The sequence below is a fragment of the Aestuariivirga sp. genome, assembly GCF_037139295.1.
Lineage (GTDB): Bacteria > Pseudomonadota > Alphaproteobacteria > Rhizobiales > Aestuariivirgaceae > Aestuariivirga.
In genome coordinates, this window is sequence record NZ_JBAXGR010000305.1 from 1 (window position 1) to 1,646 (window position 1,646).

Below are 1,646 nucleotides of genomic sequence, written 5' to 3' on the forward strand. Positions count from 1 at the left end.
GCCTCGGGCCCGGCGTGAGGCTCGCCCAGCCAACCGACTGACCGTTGATGCCACAGGCGTTTAGTTGCGCAGGGGCCTGTGAATGGTTCGTCGGGGATGAGGCTCTTGTCATGTGTGCAATTTTGATTATATTGAAGACAGTTGAATGGAAGGTGCTGTGCCATGCCCCGAACAACCACGATGACTGTCCGCATTGGTGGAGTGTTGAGCGACTTCGTGGCATCAAACGTCGGCGATGATGGCTCGTATGAGAACGTCAGCGAGTACGTCCGCGACTTAATCCGCCGCGACAAGGAGCGGGCGGAGGTCGAGGCATACAATCGACTGAGGGCAGAACTGACCCATGCATTTGCGGCTCCCGAGGTGACTTACAAGCCGCTGACCGCATCAGAAGTGATAGCGCGAAACCGAGGCTGAGCCCATGCCGGCCGTCCAAATTCAGGAAGGTGCGTCCCACCGCCTTGATGACATTTACCGCTACACCCGCGACAGGTGGGGTGAGGAGCAGGCTGAGCGATACATTTCGGGTCTCTTCGCGGCCTTCGACAGCGTCGCAGCCCACGGCGTTGTCTCGAAGCCAATCCCAGTGGAGTTAGGCGTCGATGGGTACTTCTTTCGCTATGAACGCCACTTCGTCTACTGGCGCCGTCTGTCGAATGGCGACATTGGCATCGTTACAATCCTGCACGAGCGGATGCATCAAATCGATCGTTTCCGGGATGACTTCGGATTGAGTTGAACCCTCGACTGCCGAATAGGCGCCGGGCCATTTCAGGTTCTCGCAATCACAAATGCGCCGCATGACGCCCCAGACCTCTAGCTAGCAGTCCACGTGACGGTTACGGAGGCGCAATCGAGCTCATCCAGCCACTCGTGGGGCGAAGGAGGGAGGTGCTCGACCTCATGGCGGACGCAGTAGGCGCCGCCATAGGGGGGGCGCCGCGGGCGTCGGGTTTTGGTGGCTTCGCCACCGCCTGCAGTGAGTGCGAGGCAGTGACGTCCACACCACCCAAAACTTCAATTGTCGCATTGACGATTAACCACGCGATGCAGCCCGCTAGCTGCCATGCGGTGCGCTCCCCTGCAACTGACTGAGCAGATCACGACCAAATCCAACATCGGCACTCGACCTTGCTGCGGCAATCTTGGAGATTTCACCCGCGCTGCGGAGCGAGCCGGGTGGATTGTATCATCTGACGGGCGACGGCAGCACCAGTTGGCATGGCTTTGCGGAGTTTATCTTTCGGGAGAATGCGAAGCGAGGCGGCCCCGCCCCGGCAGTCGAGGCAATTCCCAGTGCCGACTACAAGACGGCGGCGGCACGTCCCCTCGCTCGGCTGGTGGCGCCCTGGGATCAGGAGGGGCGTTCGACTTGGACGCCGGTGGGCTGGAAGTCCCAGATATTCGAGTTGCTGCAAAGTCAGGGCAAGCCCCGGATACCATATGTGCTCCAGGCACGCCCCAGACATCTCAAGCGATCTCCCGAGGGATCGGCATTCCCGATCGGGAATATTTTGAACCTTGGATTTGGTCCAGAAATCGAGTTTTCCCGATCGGGACATTTTCATTGACGCGCTATTGGCTTTCAGGGTACTTTCCCGTTCGGTAAATATCATGGCCAGACGTAACCTCAGCCCTGCCGAAAT

3 protein-coding genes are annotated in these 1,646 nt (G+C 59.1%); all 3 read left to right on the forward strand.

What is annotated here, in order from left to right; genetic code table 11:
- Nucleotides 1-204: 204 nt before the first annotated feature.
- The 3 genes from WCJ41_RS22150 (at nt 205) to WCJ41_RS22160 (ending at nt 1,571) form a co-directional block, all read left to right on the forward strand.
- Entirely contained in the window at nt 205-417 is a 213-nt protein-coding gene (locus WCJ41_RS22150) for a transcriptional regulator (protein ID WP_336907997.1), read from the forward strand.
- Nucleotides 418-421: 4 nt separating this feature from the next.
- Nucleotides 422-739: a type II toxin-antitoxin system RelE/ParE family toxin gene (locus WCJ41_RS22155; RefSeq protein ID WP_336907998.1), complete on the forward strand. Its 318-nt coding sequence runs from the start codon at nt 422-424 to the stop codon at nt 737-739.
- A 352-nt stretch (nt 740-1,091) separates the two neighbouring features.
- A complete protein-coding gene (locus WCJ41_RS22160; protein ID WP_336907999.1) occupies nt 1,092-1,571 on the forward strand; it encodes a sugar nucleotide-binding protein in 480 nt (159 codons plus the stop codon).
- Nucleotides 1,572-1,646: the final 75 nt, after the last annotated feature.

What these genes read in the sequence shown, in the direction of transcription:
- WCJ41_RS22155 (WP_336907998.1), top strand. Translation starts at nt 422, where the DNA reads ATGCCGGCCGTCCAAATTCAGGAAGGTGCGTCCCACCGCCTTGATGAC.